General features: G+C 72.4%; 18 protein-coding genes. 8 read left to right on the top strand and 10 right to left on the bottom strand.

All coding sequences use genetic code 11. The features are described 5' to 3' along the window. The gene (locus ABT129_RS21495; protein WP_351903741.1) at positions 1 to 2,964 is read right to left on the bottom strand and encodes an FAD-binding and (Fe-S)-binding domain-containing protein; all 2,964 of its coding nucleotides are present in this window, start codon (positions 2,962 to 2,964) and stop codon (positions 1 to 3) included. Positions 2,965 to 3,015: 51 nt separating this feature from the next. Between ABT129_RS21495 and serC the strand changes: the two genes are divergently transcribed. Continuing rightward, the gene (gene serC, locus ABT129_RS21490; RefSeq protein ID WP_351903738.1) at positions 3,016 to 4,134 is read left to right on the top strand and encodes a phosphoserine transaminase; all 1,119 of its coding nucleotides are present in this window, start codon (positions 3,016 to 3,018) and stop codon (positions 4,132 to 4,134) included. An 89-nt stretch (positions 4,135 to 4,223) separates the two neighbouring features. Here the strand turns inward: serC and ABT129_RS21485 are convergent, their stop codons facing one another. Together ABT129_RS21485 and ABT129_RS21480 are read right to left on the bottom strand one after the other, a co-directional pair. After that, complete coding sequence (locus tag ABT129_RS21485; RefSeq protein ID WP_351903735.1) at positions 4,224 to 5,030, bottom strand: ABC transporter permease; 807 nt, start codon at positions 5,028 to 5,030, stop codon at positions 4,224 to 4,226. Beyond that, positions 5,027 to 6,067 (bottom strand): ATP-binding cassette domain-containing protein, encoded by a 1,041-nt coding sequence (locus ABT129_RS21480; protein WP_351903732.1) that lies wholly within the window; start codon positions 6,065 to 6,067, stop codon positions 5,027 to 5,029. Before ABT129_RS21480 ends, ABT129_RS21485 begins: the two co-directional genes overlap by 4 nt. Before the next feature lie 98 nt (positions 6,068 to 6,165). Here ABT129_RS21480 and ABT129_RS21475 point away from each other — a divergent pair, with 98 nt between their 5' ends. Then, positions 6,166 to 6,927: a TetR/AcrR family transcriptional regulator gene (locus ABT129_RS21475; RefSeq protein WP_351903729.1), complete on the top strand. Its 762-nt coding sequence runs from the start codon at positions 6,166 to 6,168 to the stop codon at positions 6,925 to 6,927. A 76-nt stretch (positions 6,928 to 7,003) separates the two neighbouring features. Here ABT129_RS21475 and ABT129_RS21470 read toward each other — a convergent pair whose 3' ends face one another. Then, the gene (locus ABT129_RS21470) at positions 7,004 to 7,996 is read right to left on the bottom strand and encodes a WD40 repeat domain-containing protein (protein WP_351903726.1); all 993 of its coding nucleotides are present in this window, start codon (positions 7,994 to 7,996) and stop codon (positions 7,004 to 7,006) included. A 95-nt stretch (positions 7,997 to 8,091) separates the two neighbouring features. Between ABT129_RS21470 and ABT129_RS21465 the strand changes: the two genes are divergently transcribed. Beyond that, complete coding sequence (locus ABT129_RS21465) at positions 8,092 to 8,988, top strand: alpha/beta fold hydrolase (RefSeq protein ID WP_351903723.1); 897 nt, start codon at positions 8,092 to 8,094, stop codon at positions 8,986 to 8,988. Between the two features lie 62 nt (positions 8,989 to 9,050). Then, on the top strand, positions 9,051 to 9,731 hold the full coding sequence (locus ABT129_RS21460) for a GDSL-type esterase/lipase family protein (protein ID WP_351903720.1): 681 nt from the start codon (positions 9,051 to 9,053) through the stop codon (positions 9,729 to 9,731). 29 nt (positions 9,732 to 9,760) lie between these two features. Here ABT129_RS21460 and ABT129_RS21455 read toward each other — a convergent pair whose 3' ends face one another. Both ABT129_RS21455 and thpR read right to left on the bottom strand, forming a co-directional pair. After that, entirely contained in the window at positions 9,761 to 10,750 is a 990-nt protein-coding gene (locus ABT129_RS21455; RefSeq protein WP_351903717.1) for an aldo/keto reductase, read from the bottom strand. A 196-nt stretch (positions 10,751 to 10,946) separates the two neighbouring features. Further along, complete coding sequence (gene thpR, locus ABT129_RS21450; protein WP_351903714.1) at positions 10,947 to 11,531, bottom strand: RNA 2',3'-cyclic phosphodiesterase; 585 nt, start codon at positions 11,529 to 11,531, stop codon at positions 10,947 to 10,949. A gap of 144 nt (positions 11,532 to 11,675) precedes the next feature. Here thpR and ABT129_RS21445 point away from each other — a divergent pair, with 144 nt between their 5' ends. Beyond that, a complete protein-coding gene (locus ABT129_RS21445; RefSeq protein WP_351903711.1) occupies positions 11,676 to 12,182 on the top strand; it encodes a GNAT family N-acetyltransferase in 507 nt (168 codons plus the stop codon). Between the two features lie 159 nt (positions 12,183 to 12,341). On the opposite strand, the gene ABT129_RS21440 is transcribed toward ABT129_RS21445, so the two are convergent. From ABT129_RS21440 to ABT129_RS21430, 3 genes are all read right to left on the bottom strand, one after another. Next, positions 12,342 to 13,742: a signaling protein gene (locus ABT129_RS21440; protein ID WP_351903708.1), complete on the bottom strand. Its 1,401-nt coding sequence runs from the start codon at positions 13,740 to 13,742 to the stop codon at positions 12,342 to 12,344. Positions 13,743 to 14,084: 342 nt separating this feature from the next. Continuing rightward, positions 14,085 to 15,422 carry an MFS transporter gene (locus ABT129_RS21435; protein WP_351903705.1) on the bottom strand — a complete coding sequence of 446 codons (1,338 nt, stop codon included), beginning with the start codon at positions 15,420 to 15,422 and terminating at the stop codon, positions 14,085 to 14,087. A 26-nt stretch (positions 15,423 to 15,448) separates the two neighbouring features. Then, positions 15,449 to 15,892 (bottom strand): MarR family winged helix-turn-helix transcriptional regulator, encoded by a 444-nt coding sequence (locus ABT129_RS21430; RefSeq protein WP_015035348.1) that lies wholly within the window; start codon positions 15,890 to 15,892, stop codon positions 15,449 to 15,451. A gap of 200 nt (positions 15,893 to 16,092) precedes the next feature. Between ABT129_RS21430 and ABT129_RS21425 the strand changes: the two genes are divergently transcribed. Then, a complete protein-coding gene (locus ABT129_RS21425) occupies positions 16,093 to 16,347 on the top strand; it encodes a hypothetical protein (RefSeq protein WP_351903702.1) in 255 nt (84 codons plus the stop codon). Here the strand turns inward: ABT129_RS21425 and ABT129_RS21420 are convergent. Next, complete coding sequence (locus ABT129_RS21420) at positions 16,317 to 17,762, bottom strand: NCS2 family permease (RefSeq protein WP_351903699.1); 1,446 nt, start codon at positions 17,760 to 17,762, stop codon at positions 16,317 to 16,319. The genes ABT129_RS21425 and ABT129_RS21420 overlap by 31 nt on opposite strands. 220 nt (positions 17,763 to 17,982) lie before the next feature. On the opposite strand from ABT129_RS21420, the gene ABT129_RS21415 reads away from it, so the two are divergent. Both ABT129_RS21415 and ABT129_RS21410 read left to right on the top strand, forming a co-directional pair. Further along, on the top strand, positions 17,983 to 18,276 hold the full coding sequence (locus ABT129_RS21415; RefSeq protein WP_351903696.1) for a DUF2530 domain-containing protein: 294 nt from the start codon (positions 17,983 to 17,985) through the stop codon (positions 18,274 to 18,276). A gap of 188 nt (positions 18,277 to 18,464) precedes the next feature. Then, the gene (locus tag ABT129_RS21410) at positions 18,465 to 20,873 is read left to right on the top strand and encodes a cation-translocating P-type ATPase (RefSeq protein ID WP_351903693.1); all 2,409 of its coding nucleotides are present in this window, start codon (positions 18,465 to 18,467) and stop codon (positions 20,871 to 20,873) included. Positions 20,874 to 20,920: the final 47 nt, after the last annotated feature.

Below are 20,920 nucleotides of genomic sequence, written 5' to 3'. Positions count from 1 at the left end.
TCAGAGGCCCTCGTCCAGCGCCTCCGCCAACACCTCCGCCAGGTGCCGGCCCCGGTGGGCCGTCAGGTCGGCGATCTGGGTCCTGCACGAGAAGCCGTCCGCCAGGACGGTCGTCTCCGGCGCCGCCGCTCTCAGCGCCGGGAGCAGCTGGTCCTCCGCGCACGCCACCGACACCTCGTAGTGGCCCGGCTCGAAGCCGAAGTTTCCCGCCAGTCCGCAGCAGCCGCCCGCCAGCGCCCCCGTCAGGCCCGCGCGTTCGCGGAGGCGGCCGTCGGCCGCGTCGCCCAGCACCGCGTGCTGGTGGCAGTGGGTCTGGCCCGCCACCGGGCGGTCCAGGCGCGGCGGCTCCCACTCCGGCGCCAGGGTCTCCAGCGCCTCCGCGAAGGTGCGGACGGAGGCGGCGAGGCGGGCCGCCCTCGGGTCGTCCGGCAGGAGTTCCGGCAGGTCGGTGCGGAGGGTCGCCGCGCAGGAGGGCTCCAGGACCACGACGGGCCGCGCGGACCCGGCGGACCCGGCGGGTCCAGCGGCTCCGGCGGACCCGGCGGACCCGGCGGACCCGGCGGGACCAGCGGAACCCGGCGAACCGGCCGCTCCGGCGGACCCGGCGGACCCGGCCGACCCGGCCGCCCCGGCCACTCCCTCCTCCCTCCCCTCCATCACGTCGAGCGTCCTCCGCATCACCCTCCGCGCCGCTCCCAGCTGCCCCGTCGACACGTAAGTGAGACCGCAGCAGACCCGGCCCGGCGGCAGTTCCACCCCCAGGCCCGCGTCCTCCAGGACCCTGACCGCCGCCCGTCCCACCTCCGGGGCCAGGTGGTTCGTGAACGTGTCCGGCCACAGCGTGAGCGCCGCCGGGCGGGTCGAGCTCCGCTCGGCGAACCACGACGTGAACGACCTCTCCGCCACCCTCGGCATCGTCCGCTCGGGCGTCACCCCCGCGAGCCACGTGGCGAACGGCAGCCCCATCGCCGGGTTCAGCGCCCGCCCGAAGAGGTCGAGCCAGCGTGGCAGGCGGCCCATCGTCCAGTGCGACCGCGGCCGGCGCAGGAGGCCGAGCGGGCCCGCGTAGTGCCGGTCCAGGAACTCCGCCTTGTACGCGGCCATGTCGACGCCCACCGGGCAGTCGCTGCGGCAGCCCTTGCACGACAGGCACAGGTCGAGCGCCTCCCGCACCTCCTCCGAACGCCAGCCGTCCGTGATGACCTCGCCGAGCGCCATCTCGTGGAGCAGCCGCGCCCGCCCCCGGGTGGAGTGCTTCTCCTCCCCCGTCACCCGGTACGACGGGCACATCACGCCGGGCCCCGAACTCGGTCCCTCGACCCGGCACTTGGCCACGCCCACGCACCGGGCCGCGGCCCTCCCCACCCCCACCAGGGGCAGTCCGGTGAACCGCAGGCCCTCGTCGAGCGGGCGCGGGCGGACCAGCATCCCCGGGTTGAGCCCGCCGTCCGGGTCCCACACGTCCTTGACCGCGCCGAAGAGGCCGACGAGCTCCTCCCCGTACATCCGCGGCAGCAGCTCGGCCCGCGCCTGCCCGTCGCCGTGCTCCCCGGAGAGCGAGCCGCCGTGGGCGACCACGAGGTCGGCCACCGCCTCCGAGAACCGGCGGAAGTCCCGTACCCCCTTCTCCGTCCACAGGTCGAAGTCGATGCGGACGTGCACGCAGCCGTCACCGAAGTGCCCGTACGGGACTCCCCGGAGCCCGAACTCCCCCAAGAGCAGCCGGAACTCGCGCAGATAGGCGCCCAGCCGCGCCGGCGGCACCGCGCAGTCCTCCCACCCTGGCCAGGCCTCCCCGCCCCCGGGCGTCCGGGTCGCCGTCCCCGCCGCGTCCTCCCTGATCCGCCAGAGCGCCCGCTGCCCGAGCGGGTCCTTCACCACGGCGGCGTCGAGGGCGTCCGCCGCCCGCACGAGCCGCCGCGCCGGGCCCTCCCCGTCGACCTCGCAGAACAGCCAGGCCCCGCCCTTCGGCAGCCCCCGCGCGCCCCGCACCAGGTCGGCGGCCATCCCCTCCACCGTGAGCGGGCCGTACGGCAGGAGTCCGGCCGCCGCCTCGGCCGCCGCGCTCTCGTCGGCGTACCCGAGGACGACGAGCACCGGCTCCGCTGGCAGCGGGACGAGCCGCACCGTCGCCTCCGTCACCACCCCGAGCGTGCCCTCGCTGCCGCAGAACGAGCGGACCACGTCGACGCCCCGCTCGGGCAGCAGCGCGTCCAGCGCGTAGCCGGAGATCCGGCGCGGCAGCCCCGGCGGGTAACCGGTGCGCAGCAGCGCCAGGTTCCGTTCGACGAGGTCGAGGAGTCCGGGCGGCATGTCACGCGCCTCCGGCGACCCGGCCCGCGCGCCCCGGCCGTCCGGCGCCCCCGGCTGCCCCGCACGCCCCAGCGTCAACCGCGCGCCCCGGTAGGTCACCACATCCAGCGAGCGCACGTTGTCCGCCGTGGTCCCCCAGGCGACCGAGTGCGCCCCGCACGCGTTGTTGCCGATCATTCCGCCGAGGGTGCAGCGGCTGTGCGTGGACGGATCGGGGCCGAAGGTCAGCCCGTACGGGCGCGCCGCCTCCCGCAGCCGGTCCAGGACCAGCCCCGGCCGGACGACCGCCGTCCGCTCCTCCGGGTCCAGCGAGACCAGCCCGCCCATGTGCCGTGTGAGGTCGAGCACGACACCCGTCCCGGTGGCCTGGCCCCCGATGGACGTGCCGCCGCCCCGGGCGACGACCGGCGTGCCGTGCGCCCGGCACACCTCCAGGGTCGCCGCGACGTCGTCGGCGTCGCGCGGCGCGACCGTACCGACGGGCACGCGGCGGTAGTTGGAGGCGTCCATGGTCGTCAGGGCCCGGGCCGTGGCCGAGAAGTCGACCTCGCCGGCGACGGCCGCGCGCAGCTCGGCGGCGAGCCGCCCTGACTCCCCGGCGCGTTCCTGGTGTGTTCCCACAAGGCCAGGATGTCTCAGTCCTCGTCTCATCGGGCGGACATCCGGCGACCGGCCCCTTCCCGACCCGATACTCTCCGCCTCGTGGCTGATATCCAGATTCCCGCTGACATCAAGCCCGCCGACGGCCGTTTCGGCGCGGGCCCCTCCAAGGTGCGTACGGAGGCGCTGGACGCCCTGGCCGCCACCGGCACCTCCCTCCTCGGCACCTCCCACCGCCAGGCTCCGGTCAAGAACCTGGTCGGCGAGGTACGCACCGGCATCCGTGACCTCTTCTCGCTCCCCGAGGGCTACGAGGTGATCCTGGGCAACGGCGGCTCCACCGCCTTCTGGGACGTCGCGACCCACGGTCTCATCGAGAACAAGTCGCAGCACCTCACCTTCGGCGAGTTCTCCTCCAAGTTCGCGAAGGCCGCGAAGCTGGCCCCGTGGCTGGCCGAGCCGACCGTGATCTCCTCCGACCCGGGCACCCACCCGGAGCCGGTGGCCGAGGCGGGCGTCGACGTCTACGCGTACACCCACAACGAGACCTCCACCGGTGTCGCCGCCCCGATCAAGCGGGTCGCCGGTGCCGACGAGGGCGCGCTCGTCCTGGTCGACGCGACCTCCGGCGCGGGCGGTCTCCCCGTCGACATCGCCGAGACGGACGTCTACTACTTCGCCCCGCAGAAGTCCTTCGCCGCCGAGGGCGGCCTGTGGCTGGCGGCCTTCTCCCCGGCCGCCCTGGAGCGGGCGCAGCGGATCCACGACTCCGGCCGGCACATCCCCGAGTTCTTCTCGCTGCCGACCGCGATCGACAACTCGCTGAAGAACCAGACGTACAACACCCCGGCGCTCTCGACCCTCTTCCTGCTCAACGAGCAGCTGAAGTGGATCAACGGCCAGGGCGGTCTCGACTGGGCCGTGGCCCGGACGAAGGAGTCCTCGGACGCGCTGTACGGCTGGGCCGAGGAGTCCAAGTACGCGACGCCGTTCGTGACGGACGCGGCGAAGCGCTCGCAGGTCATCGGCACGATCGACTTCGCGGACGAGATCGACGCCACGGCGGTCGCCAAGGTGCTGCGCGCCAACGGGATCGTGGACACCGAGCCGTACCGCAAGCTGGGCCGCAACCAGCTGCGGATCGCGATGTTCCCGGCGGTCGACCCGGCGGACGTGCGGGCGCTCACGGCCTGCGTCGACTACGTGATCGAGAAGCTCTGACCTTCTGTACGGCGGGCCCGGCACCGGACATCGTCCGTGCCGGGCCCTCGTGCGTCACCGGGCCCTCGCGCTTCAGCACGCCTCGCGCTTCACCGGCTCAGTGACTGGTAGCGGCGGACCGCCAGGGGCAGGAAGACCGCCGTGATCGCCAGCGGCCAGGCGAAGGCCATCAGGACCGCGTGCTGTTCGACCCAGGAGCCGCCGCCCACGCCCGGGTTGCCGAAGAGTTCGCGGGCGGCCGTCACCGTGGACGAGATCGGGTTCCAGGCGGCGACGGGCGCGAGCCAGGAGGGCATCAGGGTCGGTGCCACGTACACGCTGGAGATCATCGTGACCGGGAAGATCACCGCGTAGAGGGCGCCCGCCGCCTCCGTGTTCGGCAGCACGAGACCGCACCACACGCCCACCCAGATCAGGCTGAAGCGCAGGAACAGCAGCAGACCGAAGGCGAGGGCGGTCGCGCCGGGGCCGCCGTCCGAGGTCCAGCCGATGGCGAGGGCGGTCGCGGCGAGGATGGTGAGTTCGGCGGCGGCGATCACCAGGTCGGAGAGGCCCCGGCCGGTGGTCACGGCGGACGGGGCCATCGGCATGGAACGGAACCGGTCCACGACCCCCTTGCCGCTGTCCGAGACGACGGCCGACGCGGTGTTCATCAGCCCGAAGGCCATGGTCATGGTGAACATCCCCGGCATCAGGAACTCGCGGTAGTCGCCACCGCCGGGCACCAGCATGGCGCTGCCGAAGACGAAGCCGTACAGGAGGACGGAGACGATGGGGAAGCCGAGCTGCCAGAGGATGGCGGCGGGCTGGCGGCGGTAGTTGAGCAGGGTGCGGCGGACGAGGGTCAGGGAGTCGGCGCACGCCCAGTAGGCGCGCCCGGCGGCGACGGCGCTCATGCGGCGACCTCCTTCCGGGCCGCGTCCCGGTCCGCTTCCCGGTCCGCATCCCGGTCCGCTTCCCGGGCAGCTTCCCGGTCCGCTTCCTGGCCGGTCAGGCGGAGGAAGACGTCGTCGAGGGTGGGGCGGCGGAGCGCCAGGTCCTCCACGGCGATCCGCTCCTCCTGGAGGGCGCGGGCCACCTCCGTCAGAGCGGCGACCCGGTCGGTGACGGCGGCGTGGACGCGTCGCTCGGCCTCGTCGGTACGGGGATCGGAGCCGGCGGTCCGGGCGAGGATCGCGTGGGCGGCCGGGAGGTCGGCGCGCTCGGCGACGACGACCTCCACGCGGTCGCCGCCCACCCGGTCCTTGAGGCCGCCGGGGGTGTCGTCGGCGATGGCCCGGCCCCGGTCCATGACGGTGATCCGGGAGGCGAGCCGGTCGGCCTCGTCGAGGTACTGGGTGGTGAGCAGGACGGTCGTCCCGCGTGCGACGAGGGTGCGGACCGCCTCCCAGACCTCGCCCCGGGCGCGCGGGTCGAGGCCGGTGGTCGGTTCGTCGAGGAAGAGGACGGCGGGGGCCAGGATCATCGAGGCGGCGAGGTCGAGGCGGCGGCGCATGCCCCCGCTGTACTGGCCGGCGCCCTTGTCGGCGGCCTCGGTGAGGCCGAAGCGGTCGAGGAGTTCGGCGGCCCGGGTGCGGGACACCGCGCCGCCGAGGTGGAAGAGGCGGCCGAAGAGTTCGAGGTTCTGGCGCCCGGTGAGGCCCTCGTCGACGGCGGCGTTCTGGCCGACGAGACCGATGCGGGTGCGGACGGCGCGCGGGTCGCGGGCCACGTCGAGACCGGCGACCTCCGCGCGGCCGCCGTCGGCCCTGAGGAGGGTGGCGAGGATGCGGACGGCGGTGGTCTTGCCGGCGCCGTTGGGGCCGAGGAGGCCGTGGACGGTGCCGGGGCGGACGGCGAGGTCGAAGCCGTCGAGGGCGTGGGTGACGTCGTCGCGCCGTTTCTTGCCGTACCGCTTGGTCAAGCCCTCGGCGAGGACGGCGTGTTCGGACATGGGAGGCCTCCGGTGGGTCGTGGGTCCGCGTCTCCGCGAGCATCTGAGTACACCGTACCCAATTCAGAGTACAGCGTACTCAGTTTTAGAGTGGCGGCATGACGACGAGCAGCCTCGACCTCCTCTGGGGCACGGGCGACCGACCCAGCCGGGGCCCCAAGCCGGGCCTCACCCTCGACCGGATCGTCGCCACGGCGGTCGGCCTCGCCGACGCCGAGGGGCTCGACGCCGTCTCGATGCGGCGGGTGGCGAGCGAGCTCGGCGTCGGCACGATGTCGCTCTACCGGTACGTCCCCGGCAAGACGGAACTGCTCGACCTGATGCTCGACCGCGTCCAGGGCGAGTCCTTCGACGACGAACCGCCGCCGCCCACCCACTGGCGCGACACCGTCACGGCGCTGGCCCGCACGACCCTCGACCTGTACCGGGCCCACCCCTGGCTGCTCAAGGTCAACGAGGCCCGCTCCGTCCTCGGCCCGAGCGCGCTGCGCGGCCTGGAGCTCTGCCTGTCGGGGCTCAAGGGGCCGCACGGCATGGGGCTCGGCGACCACGAGACCATCTCGGTCATCATCACCGTGCAGAGCTACACGGCCGGGATCGCCCGCATGGAAATCCAGACCGTCGAGGCCGCGAAGGAGACCGGCGTCGACGACGAGGAGTTCTGGCGCGCCCAACAGCCCTACCTGGAGCGGGCGATGGCCTCCGGCGCGTACCCCGTCATGGCGGCGATGGCCGAGGACACCTTCTCCCGCGAGGTCGACCACTTCGCCTTCGGCCTCGAACGGCTCCTGGACGGCTTCGAGCTCCTGGTCGCGCGAGCGGGCGGCGCGAGCGGGAACACCGGCACGGACGAGGCCTGAAGCCGCGTCAGACACCCCAGGCGGCAGCGCACCTGAGGGCGTCAGCGCGCCCCACGCGTCAGTGAGCCTGAGGGCGTCAGCGGCGCCTCAGGAGTCGCTTCGCGCCGACGACGAGCACGGTCGCGCCCGCGAGGACCAGGAAGCCGACCGTGACGCTCCCCTTCTCGCCACCGTCCTGGCCGCTCGGCGACCCGGGGGTCTTCGGTGCGCCCGGCGTGTCCGTCGGCTGCCCCGAGGGGCTCCCCGCGTCCGTTCGCTCCACCCGGACGACCCTGCTGTTCAGGCCCTCCGAGCCGAACATGAACGCCGAGCCGTCCCTCGTGTACGTCGCCGACTCCGCCTGCCCCTGGAACGGGGCCCCGACGCTCCGGCCCTCGCCGACGGGACGACCGTCCTTCCACGGGTACTCGCGCGCCATCAGGTAGCCGCGCAGGAGGAGCCGGTCGCCGTCCGGCGAGAACGCCCCGTCGGTCACCCACGGCACCTCGCCGACGCGCCGGAAGACGTTCGTCCCGGACGAGGAGAGCTTCTCGGGGCCCGCGTACAGACCGCCGCCGTCCTCGTTCTTGCTCGCGATGTACACCCGGCCGGTCTTCGGATGGACCATCATCGCCTCGGCGTTGCGCGCCCCGTCGGCGTACTTCACGACGTACTGCCTCGCCGCCACCTTCTGGTCCCTGAGGGCCTTCGGCTCGGGGAAGCGGTAGATCCAGACGTGGTCCCAGGAGCCGTCGAGGTTGTCCCCGATGTCGCCGACGTAGATGTCCCCGTCCGGGCCGACCGCGATCGCCTCCATGTCCCGGGGGGTGCCGACCCCCTGCATGGTCAGGGTCGCGACCGTCTTGCCCGTACGGGAGTCGACGCCGTAGATCAGGGGTGCGTCCTGGTCGTTGTGCGTCCAGTAGATCCCGGGGTGCGCCTGGCTCGCGGCGATGCCGCTGGACTCCTTGACGCGGGAGTCCTCGATGGTGAAGTCCTGGTCGGGTCCCTGCCCTTCGGCACGGGCATGACCGGCCGGGAGCAGCACCAGGGCCGCCGCCGCCCCGAGGGCGCACAGAGCAGATCGCATGCCCCCCAGCCTGCCACGACGCGGGGGCGAGGGCCGTGTCCACTGCCCCCGAAACCTGCTTGACCGGCCCCGGAGCCCCTGTCAGGGTCGCGCCCATGCCTACCTCCGCCGCGCCCGCTCCCGGCTTCTCCCCGCACACCTTCGCCGCCCCCGACGGCACCCTGCTCGCGTACCACGACTCGGGCTCCGGGACCGGCTCCGGAACCGGCGCCCCGCTGGTCTGCCTGCCCGGCGGCCCCTTCCAGGACTCCGGCTACCTCGGCGACCTCGGCGGACTGACCGCCCGCCGCCGGACGGTCCGGCTCGACCTGCGGGGGACGGGCGCGTCGGCGGTGCCGGACGACCCGGCCTCGTACCGCTGCGACCGGCTCGTCGAGGACGTGGAGGCGCTGCGGGCCCACCTCGGGCTCGACGCGATCGATCTCCTCGGACACTCGGCGGGCGCCAACCTGGCCGCGCTGTACACGGCCCGGTACCCGGAGCGGGTGGCCCGGCTGGTCCTCGTCACCCCGGGCACGGCGGCCGTCGGTCTCGACACCGCCCCCGGGGAGCGGCTCGCGGCGGCGCGGCTGCGGCGGGACGAACCGTGGTTCGGGCCCGCGTACGCCGCCCTGGAGGAGGTCACGGCGGGGCGCGGGACGGCGGAGGCCTTCGGCGCGGTGACGCCGTTCTTCCACGGGACGTGGGACGAGGCCGCGCGGGAGCGGCACGAGGCGGGGGCGCGGCAGCGGAACGACGGGGCCGCCGGTCTCTACGGGAGCGAGGGCGCCTTCGAACCGGCCGCCACACGCGCGGTGTTCGCGGAGTTCGGGCGGCCGGTGCTGGTCGTCGCCGGGGAGGGGGACGTGAACACGCCGGTGCCGACGGCCACCGCGTACGCGGGGCTGTTCCCGAACGCCGGGGTCGCGGTCCTCGCGGGGGCCGGGCACTTCCCGTGGCACGACGACCCCGCGTGGTGCGCGGCGACGGTCGGGGCCTTCCTGGACGCCTGACGGCGGAGGCCGTGTCCCGGATCACGTCGCAGGGCCGGGACGCCGTCCGCGATGATATGACCATGCGTTTTCTGTTCGTCGGCGACAGCATGACCATCGGACGCGCCGGCGACTGGACCTGGCGGTACCGCATGTGGCGGCACCTGGAGTCCACCCTCCCCGGCGGGTACGAGATCGTCGGCCCCCGCACCGGTCTGTACGACCCCGCCTCCGACGCCCCGGCCTCGGAGGAGTACGCCGACGCCGCCTTCCCCGCCCCCGCCCGCCGCCACCTGGCCGGCTGGGGCGAGGGCTGGCTGCACATGGCGCCCGTGATCGGCGGAACGGTCACGGAGACCGGAGCCGACGTGCTGCTGATCTCGCTGGGCCTGATCGACCTGGGCTTCTACACCGACAGCGAGCAGACCGAGGAGAACGTCCGGGCGTTCGTCGTCGCGGCCCGCGCCGCGAACCCGCACGTCCGGGCCGTCCTGCTGCCCGTCATCCCCAACGTGCGCGCCGGGTACGACGCCCCCTTCGCCGCCCAGTGCGCCCGCTTCAACGAACTCCTCGGGAAAGCCGTCGCCGACCTGGACACGGCGGCCTCGCCGCTCCTCCTGGCGACGGTCCCGGAGTCGTACGACCTCGGCACCGACACCTACGACGGCACCCACCCGGGCCCCTCGGGCGAGCACAAACTGGCCGCCGCCTTCGCCGACGCGATGCACCAGGCGTGGGGGCTCGGCGGCCCGTACGAACCCTGAGCCGCCTGCCCCCACAACCCCCTACGGGGTCACCAGGCGAAGGCCTCCGGGGACGGACCCGGGCCCGGGAAGATCTCGTCCAGGGCGGACAGGACCTCCTCGCCCAGCTCCACCTCAAGGGCGCGCAGCGCGCTCCCCAACTGCTCGGGCGTCCGCGGGCCGACGATCGGGCCCGTCACGCCGGGGCGGGTGAGCAGCCACGCGAGGGCCGTCTCGCCCGGCTCCAGACCGTGCTTGTCGAGCAGGTCCTCGTACGCCTGGAGCTGCGCCCGGGAGGCCGGGTCGGCGAGCGTGGCCGCCGCGCGTCCCTCCGTACGCCGCTTGCCCTCGGCCTCCTTCTTGAGGACGCCGCCGAGCAGGCCGCCGTGCAGCGGCGACCAGGGGATGACCCCGAGGCCGTACTCCTGCGCGGCCGGGACGACCTCCATCTCCGCGCGCCGCTCGAAGAGGTTGTAGAGGCACTGCTCGCTGACGAGCCCGACCGAGCCGCGCCGGGCGGCGATCTCGTTGGCCTGGGCGATCTTGTAGCCGGGGAAGTTGGAGGAGCCGGCGTAGAGGACCTTGCCCTGCTGGATCAGGACGTCGACCGCCTGCCAGATCTCCTCGAAGGGGGTCGAACGGTCGACGTGGTGGAACTGGTAGACGTCGATGTAGTCGGTGCCGAGGCGCTTGAGGCTGGCGTCGACGGCGCGGCGGATGTTCAGCGCCGAGAGCTTGTCGTGGTTGGGCCAGGCCTCACCGTCGACGCCCATGTTCCCGTACACCTTGGTGGCGAGGACGGTCCGGTCACGACGGCCGTCCCCCTGGGCGAACCAGGAACCGAGGATCTCCTCGGTCCGCCCCTTGTTCTCACCCCAGCCGTACACGTTGGCGGTGTCGACGAAGTTCAGACCTGCGTCGAGCGCGGCATCCAGGATGCCGTGGCTGGTCTGTTCGTCGGTCTGGGGTCCGAAGTTCATCGTCCCGAGGACGAGTCGGCTGACCTTGAGTCCGGTGCGTCCGAGCTGCGTGTACTCCATGGACGTCAAGCCAACTGCTTCGAGTGCGCTCGAAGCAAGGGGCTTCCCACGGGGTGGCAGACGCCGGGAGACGCCCGGGAACGGCGGCGGCGTGCGGCTACTGACCGGTCACGGAAGCCACCGCGATGATCGCGAACATCAGTACGAGCACGCCGGCCATGATGCGGTTACGGGTTTTGGGATCCACCCGTCGAGGTTAACCCGGCCGCCCCTCGCGTCCCTCAAGGGGCCAGCCGTCGACCTTCTCGTAGCGGGGCTGCTCGCCCCGCACCCCGCTCACCGGCAGGTTCGAGCGGATCAGCGCCAGCTCTCCGACCTGCGCGCGGGCGCCCTCGAAGGTGGCGAGATCGTCGAGGAAGGGGTGCAGGTCCACCTCCTCCGCGCGGGCCCGGGCCAGCGTCAGGTGCGCCTGGAAGCGGCGGTGCTCGTCCATGGCGACCCCGGCCCGGCGCGCGGCGGCGTCGGCCCGCTCGGCGAGCAGCCGCAGCTCGTCCAGGTCCCCCGCCACGCCCGTCCACAGCGCGCGGCGGCCGAAGTGACCGCCGCCGTGCAGCCGCAGCGGGAACGGCGGCGTGCGGTGCGCGGCCCGGGCGAGCCGGACGCGCAGCTCGGGCAGCAGTTCCTCGTCGACCTCGCCCATGAAGGCGAGGGTGAGGTGCCACCCGGGCCGCGAGGTCCAGCGGAGCCCGTCGGCCCCGGGCAGCGCGTGCAGACGGTCCACGACGTGTCCGAGCTCGGCCAGCTGCTCGGGGTGCGGCAGGACGGCGGCGAAAAGCCTCATGGCGGGAGTCTGGCAGGGCGGCGGCCCGGGCGGGCAGACCCCGGCCGCGTCACGAGTCGTGGTGGTACGCCGCCGACCGCGTGGACGTGCCCCTCCCCCCCACCCCCCGGCTCGTCGCATGGTCGTACGACTAACCTCGACCGGATGAAGATCAGCATCAGGAAGGGCGCGGCGGAGGACCTCCCCGTGGTGCTCGGCGTCCTCGACAGCGCCGTGGTGTGGCTGAACGGCAAGGGGATCACCGCCCAGTGGGGCACCGAGTCGTTCTCCGGGCGGCCCGCGGCGGTGGAGCAGGTCCGGCGGACCATGTCGGAGGGCGATCCGTGGATCGCCGAGATCGACGGCGTGGCGGCGGGCACGATGACGCTGACGCCGCATCCGGGCCGGCACGTGCCGCCGGTGGACGAGCCCGAGGTGTACGTACGGCTCCTCGCGACCGACACGCGGTTCCACGGCCACGGGGTGGGGGCGGCGCTGCTGGCCCACGCGGAGGAGGAGACCCGGCGGCAGGGGGTGTCGCTGCTGCGGGTGGACTGCTTCGCGGGCAGCGAGGGCCGGCTGGTGGCGTACTACGAGTCCCGGGGCTTCACCCGCACGGAGACCTTCGCGGTCGACGGCTGGGAGGGGCAGGTGCTGGAGCGGCGGGTCTGACGGCCCGGCAGGGGCGGGCCTCCCGGCGAGGCCCGGCAGGGACGGGCCTCGCCGGGAGCTCTCGGGTGCGGACCCGTCCGGGCCGCCGGAGGTCCGGGCCGCCGGGAGGTCCGGCCCGGCCGAGGGCGGGCAGGAGGCACGCCTCGGCCGAGGAGGTGGTCAGCTGGTGAAGTACCCGGCGTCCAGTCCGATCCAGCCCGTGAAGCCGCGCTGGTCGAAGATGCGCAGCGAGCCGTCGGCGAGGACCTCCCAGCGGATGGTGAGGGAGCCGGACACCCCGGAGCCGGTGGTCTGTCCGACCATGCCCTGGGTGCGGTGGGGGCGGATGTGCGGCGGGAGGGTCAGGATCTTCTCGCCGTTGGTCCACGGGGCGCCGTCGACGCGGGACAGCCGGAGGTGGAGGTCGACGCGGTTGCCGACCTGGCGGTACTGGGGAAGGTAGGTACCGGTGGCGGTGAGGACGGCGGTGTCGTACTCCAGGTCGGTCCACGGGACGTGGTCGCCGGTGCCGTCGGTGGTGCTGCTGATGCCGTAGAGGGCCATGCGGCGCGGTCCTGGTTCCTGGGTGGCGAAGCCGAAGACGAGCTGCGGCCCGTCGGGCGTTCGGCGGACGGTGATGGCTTCGGTCTCGCGGTGGGACAGGCCGAGAGCCGTGGTGTTGAAGGCCCGCTCGACGACCTCGCCGGTGGTGATGTCGTAGACGTTCCACCAGGAGTTGCCGGGGCGGGGGTTGGTGGAGCCGTACGCGCTGCCCTCGTTCTGGTAGACGAGGTTCCCGTACAGGCACCAGGCCTGGGTGCGGTAGCGGGCCGGGAAGGTGTGGAGCGGGGTGAAGGTGCGGCTCCGGAAGGCCGCCAGGTCGTAGACGCGGTACTCCGCGCCGGCGGACGACACGTGGCGCACCGCGACGCGGCCGTTCGCGACGTCCAGGGACGGGGTGACGCCGGAGGTCCCGGGGACGGGGTCGAACACCTCGATGCGGTCGCTCCCCGCGTCGACGATCGCGTCGGGGGTGAACGCGACGCGGCCGACGCGCTTGCCGTAGGCGAAGCCGCCGGTGACGCGGTCCGCGTCGGTCTCCAGCCAGAGCCAGGGGCGGCCGTCGACGTGTTCGACGCCGAGTCCGCCGCCGTGGCCGACGCCCCTCAGGTACATGACGGCGCGGACGGTGCCGTCGGCGGTGACCTCGTTGACGCAGAGATCGCCCCGGCGGTCGCGGTCCTCACCGGGCACGGGAGCGGTCTCGTCGGCGAGCTTGCGGCCGTCGCTGATGATCTGGGTGACGTAGGCGAGGCCGGTCACGGGGTCGAAGGCGACCTGCTGGTGCACCCTGCCCTGGGCGAGCCGGAGCTCCTTGCCGAACAGGTCGACGGGCTCGGCCTTCAGGTCGAACCTGTGCCCCGCGGGCAGACCGGCGCTCGACAGGTTCCGGGCGGCGGGCGCGGCGGCGGGGACGGCTGCGGGCGCGGTCCGCGGGCCGGCCGCGTGCGCGGTCGCGACGGGGGCGAGGACCGGGGCGGCGGCCATCGCGGACAGGACGGTGCGACGGGTCAGCGGCATGTCGGGAGCGCTCCGTCTCCTCGGCGCGGGCGAGGGGCGGACATTCCTCGCCGCGGCGGGGCGGCGGAGGCCACCGGTCCGTTCGACGAGCTGTGGCACGGTACGGCGGAACACATGGGCATGGGCGTGCAAGCCCCCCTTCCAAGATCAACACCTGCACGGTGCCGCGATCCTCGCACAAGGATGCGAGCGGGAAGGGGGGTATGCGAGGCACGGGCAGCGACACGGACGGGCGGGCGGGTGCGAAGGCCCGGCCTCCGCACCCGCCCGCCCGTCACCGGGACGACCCCGAGGCCGCCCCGAAGCCGCCCCGAGGACGCCCCGAAGCCGCCCGCCCGAGAGCTACGCGGCCGTCGCCAGCCGTTCGCGTGCCACGAAACGCACCTGCGGGTGCCCGTGCCGCCAGGCCCAGGCGACCTTGAGGCCGCCCACCCTGGCCAGGACGAGACCCACGACGACCGCCGCCGTCAGCGAGATCACGCCGCCGGTGGCGAAGCCGACACGGGCGCCGTACGTGTCGGTGACCCAGCCGAGGAGCGGCGCGCCGATCGGCGTACCACCGGCGAAGACCATCATGTAGAGGCTCATGACGCGGCCCCGCATGGCCGGGTCGGTCGCCATCTGGACGGCGGAGTTCGCGGTGATGTTGACCGTGAGGCCGATCATGCCGATCGGTACGAGCAGCAGCGCGAACATCCAGAACGCGGGCGACAGGGCCGCCGCGATCTCCAGGACGCCGAAGACGGCCGCCGCGATCACCAGCATCCGCAGCCGGGTCGAGCCGCGCCGGGCCGCCGCGAGGGCGCCCACCAGGGAGCCGGCCGCCATGAGGGTGTTGAGGAAGCCGTACGTACCGGCGCCGACGTGGAAGACGTCGCCGGAGAAGGCGGTGAGCCAGATCGGGAAGTTGAACCCGAAGGTGCCGATGAAGCCGACGAGGACGATCGGCCAGATCAGGTCGGGCCGCCCGGCCACGTACCGCAGGCCCTCCCGGAGCTGGCCCTTGCCGCGCGGGGCGCGCTCCACCTTGTGGAGTTCGCTCGTCCGCATGAGCAGGAGGCTCACGAGGGGCGCGAGGAAGGACAGGCCGTTGAGGAGGAAGGCCCAGCCGCTGCCGACTCCGGCGATGAGGACACCGGCGACGGCGGGGCCGACGAGCCGCGCGGACTGGAAGTTGGCCGAGTTCAGGGAGACGGCGTTGCGGAGCTGGTCGGGGCCGACCATCTCGGAGACGAAGGACTGCCGGGCCGGGTTGTCGACGACCGTCACCATGCCGAGGAGGAAGGCGATCAGGTAGACGTGCCAGACCTGGATGTTGCCGGAGAGGGTGAGGACGGCGAGCGCGAGGCCGCAGAGGCCGAGGGCGGCCTGGCTGAAGAGCAGCAGGAGCCGTTTCGGGTAGCGGTCGGCGATGACACCGCCGTACAGGCCGAAGAGCAGCATCGGCAGGAACTGCAGGGCTGTGGTGATGCCGACGGCGGCGGCCGAGCCGGTGAGGCTCAGGACCAGCCAGTCCTGGGTGATACGGGCCATCCACGTACCGGTGTTGGAGACGATCGCTCCGGTGAAGAACAGCCGGTAGTTGCGGATACGGAGCGAGGAGAAGGTTTCCCCCCGCCCACGGGTCTTGAGGGTGGGTTTGTGGACGGGTGCGGAGTCTGCTCCGGGTCCCGTACTCAAAGTGCGTCGCCTCCTTGGCGCGTGGATTACAGGTGGGCGAGCTTCTCCAGGACCGGGGCGGCGGCGCGCAGCTTGGCCCATTCGTCCTCGTCCAGGCCCTCGGCGAGGGTGGCCAGCCAGGCGTTCCGCTTGCGGCGGGACTCTTCGAGCATGGCCTCGGCCTGCTCGGTCTGGCTGACCACCTTCTGCCGGCGGTCGTCGGGGTGCGGCTCCAGCCGGACCAGTCCCTTGGCTTCGAGCAGCGCGACGATGCGGGTCATCGACGGCGGCTGGACGTGCTCCTTGCGGGCGAGCTCACCGGGGGTGGCGGAGCCGCAGAGCGCGAGGGTGCCGAGTACCGACATCTCGGTGGGGCTCAGCGACTCGTCGACGCGCTGGTGCTTGAGGCGTCGGCCCAGTCGCATGACGGAGGAGCGGAGCGCGTTCACGGCCGCGGCGTCGTCGGCGGTGCCGTGGGACAGGTCAGGCATGTTTGTTAGCCTAACTCATTACTCTGTCTAAATACCAACGGGAACGCGCCGGCGTAGCGCGCGTCACACCCGTACGGCCGCGCCCCCGCGTGAACCGGATGCACGCAGATCACGCTTCGGCATCCATGTATCACCCAAACGAGTGAGTCGGATCCGGAAAGTGACGCAAAGAGGCCCCGGGTGCCCCGACCCTGAACGGCATGGGATCGACAGTGCTCAGCCTGCGCATCGACGGTGAGCTGCTCGACCGGCTCAGGAGTCACGCCGCGAAAAGAGGAATGAGCGTCCAGGACTATGTCGTCCGGACGCTCATTCGCGAGGATTTCGACGAGCGGTTCAAGACCGCCGTCGACGAGACGGAGAAGTTCTACGGGGAGTCGGACGGGGAGCCGGTGGCCGACACCGCCACCGACACCCCCCGCGATCACGTGAGGCCGAGCGCCGGCATCGCGTAGTAGAAGACGAAGACCGCCGACACGACGTACATGGCCGCCGGGACCTCACGGCCCCGTCCGGCCGCGAGACGCAGCACGCTGAACGCGATGAAGCCGATGCCGATGCCGTTCGTGATCGAGTACGTGAACGGCATCATCACCATGGCCAGGAACGCCGGCACCGCGATGGTGAAGTCGCTCCAGTCGATGTCCTTGATCGAACCGGCCAGGATCAGGAAGCCGACCGCGAGCAGCGCGGGGGTGGCCGCCTGGGACGGAACCATCGTGGCCAGCGGCGTGAGGAACAGCGCCACCGAGAACAGACCACCGGTCACGACCGAGGCCAGACCCGTGCGCGCACCCTCGCCGACGCCCGCCGTGGACTCCACGAAGCAGGTGGTGGCCGAGGAGGAGGTCGCGCCGCCGGAGGCGACGGCCAGGCCGTCGACGAGCAGGACCTTGTTGATGCCGGGGAAGTTGCCGTCCTTGTCGATCAGCTTGGCCTCGTCGCCGACGCCGAGGATCGTGCCCATCGCGTCGAAGAAGCAGGACAGCAGCACGGTGAAGACGAAGAGGACGCCGGTCAGGTAGCCGACCTTCTCGAAGCCGCCGAAGAGGCTGACCTCGCCGACCAGGCCGAAGTCGGGCGAGGCGACCGGGTTGCCGGGCCACTCCGGGGTGGTCAGACCCCAGGACGGGACGGTCGCGACCGCGTTGATCACCATCGCCACGATCGTCATGACGACGATGGAGATGAGGATGGCGCCCGGCACCTTGCGGATGATCAGCGCGAGGGTGAGGAGCGTGCCCAGGACGAAGACCAGGACCGGCCAGCCGGTGAGGTGACCGTCGCCGCCGAGCTGGAGCGGGACGGTGGTGTGCGCGGCGTCGGGGATGCGGGAGACGAAGCCCGAGTCGACGAGGCCGATCAGCATGATGAAGAGGCCGATACCGATCGCGATGCCCTTGCGCAGGCCCACCGGGACCGCGTTCATCACGCGCTCGCGCAGACCGGTCGCGACGAGCAGCATCACGACGACACCGGCGAGGACGACCATGCCCATGGCGTCGGGCCAGGACATCTTCGGCGCGAGCTGGAGGGCGACGACCGTGTTGACGCCGAGTCCGGCGGCGAGGGCGATCGGGACGTTGCCGATGACGCCCATGAGGAGCGTCGAGAACGCCGCTGTGAGGACGGTGGCGGTGACGAGCTGGCCGCTGTCGAGCTGGTTCCCGTACATGTCCTTGGCGCTGCCGAGGATGATCGGGTTCAGCACGATGATGTAGGCCATCGCGAAGAAGGTGGCGAAGCCGCCACGGACCTCGCGGGCGACGGTCGAGCCGCGCTGCGAGATCTTGAAGTAGCGGTCGAGACCCGAGGTCGAGGGATCGGGGCTCTCGGGGGAAGTGGCCTTGGCGGTGGCCGTGGTGCTCATGGGGGTGGGTTCCTCTTCGGGAGACGTCCGTTTTGGCGGTTCATACGAAGGAAACCCGCCAGAGGCAAACCGTTTCAGTATGAACACATGAATGAGGGAGCGTCCATCTCCGCGCGTAGACCCCCGGCGGGACACGGGTGGGCCGCGGGCCCCGGCCCCCGGCGGACCCGCGTGGACCATGGGCGGACGCGTCCGGATTCCCGCCACCTAGACTGGGCCCATGGCGAAGTGGACACCGAAGCACGAGGCACCCGAGCCCCTCGAAGGGCCCGTCGTCGCCACCATCACCGGCGGAACGATCCTCTGGTTCGTCCTCTTCCTCGTCCAGGTCCCGTTCTACGGCTGGTTCGGCGACCGGGACCTCACCTGGTGGGTCTGGACCTGCCTGGCCGGCGCCGGACTCGGGCTGATCGGCATCTGGTACGTACGGAAGCGGGACGCGGCGCTCAAGCGCCACGCGGCGGCACAGGCGGCGGAACCGGCCGGGACCCCCGAGGCGCGCCCCGGCTCGTGACGCGCCCCCGGCCGTGACGCACCCCTGCTCGTGACACAGCCCCGACCGCGACGGCGCCCCTCGCCCGTGACGCGACCCCGGCCCGGGGTGCCCCGTGTAGCACCAGGGGACCATTCCCCTCCTCCCCCGGTCTGATCTTCGGCCTTCTCGGCAGGTGAACGGATGGTTCCGGTCGTACCGTCGAGAACATGACTCAGCGGGCGAAGATCGACACCGACGGAAGCGAGACCGAGGCGGTGGACCCACCCGTGGTCCACCGGCCCGCCGGACTCACCTCGGCCGAGGTCGCCGAACGCGTCGCGCGCGGCGAGGTCAACGACGTACCGGTGCGGAGCTCCCGCTCGACCACCGAGATCGTCCGCGCCAACGTCTTCACCCGCTTCAACGCGATCATCGGCGTGCTCTGGGTGATCATGCTCTTCGTCGCGCCGATCCAGGACAGCCTCTTCGGCTTCGTGATCATCGCCAACACCGGCATCGGCATCATCCAGGAACTCCGCGCCAAGAAGACGCTCGACGGACTCGCCGTCATCGGCGAGGCGAAACCGACCGTCCGGCGCGACGGCACGGCCGCCGAGATCTCCACCGCCGAGATCGTCCTCGGCGACCTCATCGAACTCGGACCCGGCGACAAGGTCGTCGTCGACGGCGAGGTCGCCGAGGCCGACAGCCTGGAGATCGACGAGTCCCTGCTGACCGGCGAGGCCGACCCCGTCGTGAAAAAGCCGGGCGACCGGATGATGTCCGGCTCGTTCGTGGTCGCCGGCGGCGGCGCCTTCACCGCCACCAAGGTCGGCCGCGAGGCCTACGCGGCGCAGCTCGCCGAGGAGGCCTCCCGCTTCACGCTAGTCCACTCCGAGCTGCGCAGCGGCATCTCCACGATCCTCAAGTACGTGACGTGGATGATGGTCCCGACCGCGATCGGGCTCATCATCAGCCAGCTCGTCGTCAAGGACAACAACTTCAAGGACGCGGTCGCCCGTACGGTCGGCGGCATCGTCCCGATGATCCCCGAGGGGCTCGTCCTGCTCACCTCCGTCGCCTTCGCTATCGGAGTCGTACGCCTTGGCCGGAAACAGTGCCTCGTGCAGGAGCTGCCCGCCATCGAGGGCCTCGCCCGCGTCGACGTCGTCTGCCTCGACAAGACGGGCACGCTCACCGAGGGCGGCATGGACGTCACCGAGCTCCGGCCGCTGAACGGCGCGGACGAGACGTACATCCGCAAGGTGCTCGGCGCGCTCGGCGAGTCCGACCCCCGCCCCAACGCCTCCCTCCAGGCCATCATCGACGCCTACCCGGACACGGTGGAGTGGCGGTGCACGGAGGCGCTGCCGTTCTCCTCGGCGCGGAAGTACAGCGGCGCCGCGTTCAGCGAGGGCGACGGAGAGAACTCCACCTGGCTGCTCGGCGCGCCCGACGTGCTCCTGCCCGCCGGCGACCCCACCCTCACCGAGATCGACCACCTCAACGAACAGGGCCTGCGGGTCCTCCTCCTCGCCCGTACGGCGCACGAGCTCGACGCCCCCGGGGTCGCCGCCGACGCCCACCCGACCGCCCTCGTCGTGCTGGAGCAGCGGCTCCGGCCCGACGCCGGCGACACCCTCGCCTACTTCGCCGAACAGAACGTCGCCACCAAGGTCATCTCGGGCGACAACGCGGTGTCGGTCGGCGCGGTGGCCGGCAAGCTCGACATGCCGGGCGCGGCGAACACCGTGGACGCCCGCACCCTCCCCACCGACCGGGAGGAGATGGCGAAGGTCCTCGACGAGAACGCGGTCTTCGGCCGGGTCACACCGCAGCAGAAGCGGGACATGGTGGCGGCGCTCCAGTCCCGCGGGCACACGGTCGCGATGACGGGCGACGGCGTGAACGACGTGCTCGCCCTCAAGGACGCCGACATCGGCGTCTCGATGGGCTCCGGCTCGGAGGCGACGAGGGCGGTCGCCCAGATCGTCCTCCTGAACAACTCCTTCGCGACCCTCCCGTCGGTGGTGGCCGAGGGCCGCCGGGTCATCGGCAACATCACCCGGGTCGCCACGCTCTTCCTCACGAAGACGGTGTACTCGGTCCTCCTCGCGGTCCTGGTGGTGTGCTCGCAGGTCGAGTACCCGTTCCTCCCCCGCCACCTCACCCTGCTGTCCACCCTGACGATCGGCGTCCCGGCGTTCTTCCTCGCGCTCGCCCCCAACAAGGAGCGGGCGAAGCCGAACTTCGTACGGCGGGTCATGCGGTACGCGATCCCCGGCGGCGTCATCGCGGCGGCGGCCACCTTCACCACGTACCTCCTGGCCCGCCACCACTACAGCGGCGAAGGGGCCCTGGAGGCCGAGACCAGCGCCGCCACCCTCACCCTCTTCCTGGTCTCGATGTGGGTCCTGGCGATCATCGCCCGCCCGTACACCTGGTGGCGCCTCACCCTGGTCGCCACGATGGGCGGCGCGTTCCTCCTGGTCCTCGTCGTGCCCTGGCTCCAGGACTTCTTCGCCCTGAAACTGGTGGGCACGACGATGCCGTGGGCGGCCGTCTCCATCGCCGCGGCGGGCGGCCTCCTCCTCGAAGTCACCTGGCGCTGGGTGAGCAGGAGGTTCCCGGCGTAGGCCGGAGACCTCGGGCGGCGGCCGGGGGTGAATCCTTTTCGGGGTCT

The sequence above is a fragment of the Streptomyces sp. NPDC002057 genome, from assembly GCF_040296665.1.
Lineage (GTDB): Bacteria > Actinomycetota > Actinomycetes > Streptomycetales > Streptomycetaceae > Streptomyces.
The sequence above is the reverse complement of the archived record's forward strand: the minus strand, read 5'-3'. Positions and strand labels throughout refer to the sequence as shown.

What these genes read in the sequence shown, in the direction of transcription:
- ABT129_RS21465 (WP_351903723.1), top strand. Translation starts at nt 8,092, where the DNA reads ATGCCTACCTCCGCCGCGCCCGCTCCCGGCTTCTCCCCGCACACCTTC.
- ABT129_RS21485 (WP_351903735.1), bottom strand. Translation starts at nt 5,030, where the DNA reads ATGAGCGCCGTCGCCGCCGGGCGCGCCTACTGGGCGTGCGCCGACTCC.
- ABT129_RS21420 (WP_351903699.1), bottom strand. Translation starts at nt 17,762, where the DNA reads ATGAGCACCACGGCCACCGCCAAGGCCACTTCCCCCGAGAGCCCCGAT.
- ABT129_RS21440 (WP_351903708.1), bottom strand. Translation starts at nt 13,742, where the DNA reads ATGCCGCTGACCCGTCGCACCGTCCTGTCCGCGATGGCCGCCGCCCCG.
- ABT129_RS21495 (WP_351903741.1), bottom strand. Translation starts at nt 2,964, where the DNA reads ATGAGACGAGGACTGAGACATCCTGGCCTTGTGGGAACACACCAGGAA.
- thpR (WP_351903714.1), bottom strand. Translation starts at nt 11,531, where the DNA reads ATGAGGCTTTTCGCCGCCGTCCTGCCGCACCCCGAGCAGCTGGCCGAG.
- ABT129_RS21480 (WP_351903732.1), bottom strand. Translation starts at nt 6,067, where the DNA reads ATGTCCGAACACGCCGTCCTCGCCGAGGGCTTGACCAAGCGGTACGGC.
- ABT129_RS21410 (WP_351903693.1), top strand. Translation starts at nt 18,465, where the DNA reads ATGACTCAGCGGGCGAAGATCGACACCGACGGAAGCGAGACCGAGGCG.
- ABT129_RS21475 (WP_351903729.1), top strand. Translation starts at nt 6,166, where the DNA reads ATGACGACGAGCAGCCTCGACCTCCTCTGGGGCACGGGCGACCGACCC.
- ABT129_RS21415 (WP_351903696.1), top strand. Translation starts at nt 17,983, where the DNA reads ATGGCGAAGTGGACACCGAAGCACGAGGCACCCGAGCCCCTCGAAGGG.
- ABT129_RS21445 (WP_351903711.1), top strand. Translation starts at nt 11,676, where the DNA reads ATGAAGATCAGCATCAGGAAGGGCGCGGCGGAGGACCTCCCCGTGGTG.
- ABT129_RS21455 (WP_351903717.1), bottom strand. Translation starts at nt 10,750, where the DNA reads ATGGAGTACACGCAGCTCGGACGCACCGGACTCAAGGTCAGCCGACTC.
- ABT129_RS21470 (WP_351903726.1), bottom strand. Translation starts at nt 7,996, where the DNA reads ATGCGATCTGCTCTGTGCGCCCTCGGGGCGGCGGCGGCCCTGGTGCTG.
- ABT129_RS21430 (WP_015035348.1), bottom strand. Translation starts at nt 15,892, where the DNA reads ATGCCTGACCTGTCCCACGGCACCGCCGACGACGCCGCGGCCGTGAAC.
- ABT129_RS21460 (WP_351903720.1), top strand. Translation starts at nt 9,051, where the DNA reads ATGCGTTTTCTGTTCGTCGGCGACAGCATGACCATCGGACGCGCCGGC.
- ABT129_RS21425 (WP_351903702.1), top strand. Translation starts at nt 16,093, where the DNA reads ATGGGATCGACAGTGCTCAGCCTGCGCATCGACGGTGAGCTGCTCGAC.